Source organism: Polynucleobacter sp. (assembly GCF_044342855.1).
GTDB lineage: Bacteria > Pseudomonadota > Gammaproteobacteria > Burkholderiales > Burkholderiaceae > Polynucleobacter.
In genome coordinates this window covers 1-2,833 of the sequence record NZ_JBIIPA010000050.1, presented here as the reverse complement: position 1 = coordinate 2,833, position 2,833 = coordinate 1, and the positions used below count along the sequence as shown (strand labels likewise).

The 2,833-nt window shown below is 45.4% G+C and carries 5 protein-coding genes; all 5 read right to left on the bottom strand.

Annotated features, from left to right (window positions below):
- Positions 1–185: hypothetical protein (locus ACIQZ3_RS10505; RefSeq protein WP_397392910.1), on the bottom strand; the 185-nt coding region annotated here is incomplete at its 3' end.
- Between the two features lie 318 nt (positions 186–503).
- A complete protein-coding gene (locus ACIQZ3_RS10500; RefSeq protein WP_397392908.1) occupies positions 504–1,250 on the bottom strand; it encodes a DUF637 domain-containing protein in 747 nt (248 codons plus the stop codon).
- A complete protein-coding gene (locus ACIQZ3_RS10495) occupies positions 1,247–1,522 on the bottom strand; it encodes a hypothetical protein (RefSeq protein WP_397392906.1) in 276 nt (91 codons plus the stop codon). The genes ACIQZ3_RS10500 and ACIQZ3_RS10495 overlap by 4 nt, the downstream gene beginning before the upstream one ends.
- On the bottom strand, positions 1,519–2,190 hold the full coding sequence (locus ACIQZ3_RS10490; protein ID WP_397392904.1) for a hypothetical protein: 672 nt from the start codon (positions 2,188–2,190) through the stop codon (positions 1,519–1,521). The genes ACIQZ3_RS10495 and ACIQZ3_RS10490 overlap by 4 nt, the downstream gene beginning before the upstream one ends.
- Before the next feature lie 249 nt (positions 2,191–2,439).
- On the bottom strand, positions 2,440–2,833 hold a 394-nt coding region (locus ACIQZ3_RS10485; protein ID WP_397392902.1), incomplete at its 5' end, for a hypothetical protein.

Sequence of the window (2,833 nt, the reverse complement as noted above, 5' to 3'; positions counted from 1 at the left end):
ATGCCACCTGTGGCATTGAAGGTGGGGCTTTGAGTATTGCCATGAGCATCTTGTAGATTGATAGTGCTGTAGTTTAGGCTTTGACTGATCTTGCCACTGTTAGAGCTGTTTTGGGTCATGAGGTCACCAAACCACGCAATTCTTGCGATCCTCTGTCGCATACCTCCAGCTTGTGATAATTCCATCAGATTTTCGGACGGTTAGTATGTAGGTGCAACTTACAAGCCAAGTTCTCAAGTACTCGGTTTCGGTAGGGGTTGCGCGATAAACAACCGCGCTTGGGTTGGGTTCGCCCTTCCGAAAGGATCTACCGTCTGGAAGATGAATTGCCCCATCCGCAGTTCCCGTTAACCTGTAATCAAAACACTGGGGGCACTTGGCTTCGAGTTTGGCGTAGTTTTCTCCAATTAAGGTATTTAGCGAATATTGATTTGATCTTGGTACGCAAGCACTTAAAGACATAAATGTTGTTAATAAAAAAAATAGGGGGATGAATTTTTTCATTAATTGTCCCCTGCTTTTTGTTTTTGCTGGTCTTGATTTAACTGGATCACTGGCGGCATTAGATACCTTAATCCCGATTGATCGTAAGCTGCTGGTAGAGCAATGATTGCGCTTGGCAGCATTGTGCTAATGTTTTGGAAGGGTGTCACAGGTTGACCTCCTTGTGCATTCTGAATGCGCTGAGTCCATGTATCGTGAAACGTTCCAATATCATTTCCAAGAGGATTAACAAAGTTACTCAATGCACCTTGCTGACAGGCAAAGCAACCAGAATTATTGTTGTTCCCAAAATTCTGACCTTCTTTTCCGTTGACCAAAGGTGGGGTGCCGTCAGGGTTGGGTTCATAGTGCGCACTCTCTCTTGCCTCCCCAGGCAATCCTGTCGCATTTCGACCTACTACATCTAAATATGCCTCACTAGCGCCTGACAAAATAGCTGAGGTAGTTAAATTGTCTTGAAAGCTTCCGCCTTGAAGTGTTGTTGATAGACCTGCGGATGTTACTGTGCGAATACCGACAGCGCCTACTCGTGCACCAACGCTATCGACTTGTAAATTACCAGAAGAGTTTACAGAAGTGCCCATGGTATCGGTAGCAGCTGTTACCCCACTCATTACCCCTGCAGTAACCATCGCCGCTAAGGTATTTTTCACTGCACTATCACTACCTAAATCTTGTAGTGTCTTACCAAGATCTCCTTGGTTATTGGCAAGGGAGATGGCAGCTTGAGTGGCTAGGCTGGTCATACAAACTTAGCTATAAGATATATAACCCACCCTATGACGGCGGTGAAGTAATAAGAAATCTTATCGGCCCAATTATCAGGATAGGGAAATTGCAGGGGACCGCTTACATAGAGCGTTTTTCTCTGGATGGCCTGGGTAAATAAAAAATTTGAATATCCAGTAAGCCAAAATTGCCACCAAAAGCCTTCGTAGACAGGTTTTAAAAACCATAAATAAGTACACCATAAACCCCAAATCATCCAAGCGATGATTGCAGCAAATTTAGAGTTCATTTTGAAGAATCTCGGATTATGGGTACGAGGATTCCAGGCGCTGATCCGGCCCAGCCAGCCCCTCTACTGGGAATGCCCATCTTTTTGAGCGCTTCCGTTACAACAATAGAAACGCCAAAATCTACAGCGGGATTAGGGGAATTAGTTAAAACAGCCTCTCCGGCAGCCGACAAGGCACCAAGTGGAGCGGTAATAAATGTCGTTACTGGAGCAACCAACTGCACAACAGTAGCCGCCTGCCCTAGTGCATTTAATCCATTGGCAGCTACTTTTTTATCGTATGCAATATTGGCCGGGACAGATCCATTTCGGTTTGCACCATACAGAAGACAATCAGTAGTGGCACATTGAGCTGAATAATTCTCACCAGTGGCATTATTGACATATGTTCCATTGGATTGCTTGCTGGTGTTATGCATATCCCAGTTATTCTGCGCCGCATTAGCCCCCATACTCGCTGCCACATTGACTGCGGTTGCATCACCTCCTGAGACTAAGAGTCCTGCAGTAGCGCTCATCACTCTGGCTAGGGCGGTGATAGCAGCAGGATCAGTCATGCCAGTATTACTGGCGTATTGAGCAGTGAGCTCTCCTACTACTGCGCCTACTGCACCTGCTCCACAACCACCACCATTACCAGCAGGAGTCGTACTTAAGGGTTGCAACATTTTGTTAATCGCCGCCGCCAAATCGTCGCAGGTCTAAGACTCGAATGTCATTCTTAAGCCCGTAACGGAAAATATAGCCTACCACCGCGAAAATTGACTCAGCTAATATAGTGATTTTAAATAAATCATGATCCGTATAAAAAATATATAGAGAACTTGAAACCCCCACAACACAAACCCAACAAACCCATTGATAAGCACGCCACTCAAGACTTGTTAGGGAATCTTTCTGACCCTTATTATCCTGTTTCATTTTTTACCATTGCCTTCAAGCTGCGGAACAATGACAGGTTGCAAGATAGCCGTGCCGATAGCAATGCCAGTTTGAATGCCTTTAGTTTGAGGTGAAAAAACTGGAATAGCTGAGGAAAATATGTCATACCCTATTTGACTATTACTTGGTGGAGCTAAAAAATAACTAGTACCTTTAAGCGCCAGAGCTCCTCCCGCAGCCAATACGTCAATCGGAGGCGGACTCCAAATTGATGCAACTCCTAATGCTGTAGAGCCGCTATCGGCTAAATTAGCGGCACTAGTTCTCGCCTGATCAATCACCGGCCCAAGGCTGGATTGATTATTGAGATGGGCAAAATTACTGGCAGCTGCTCCTATCTGACCAGCACTTAAATACTGCCCTGCTGAG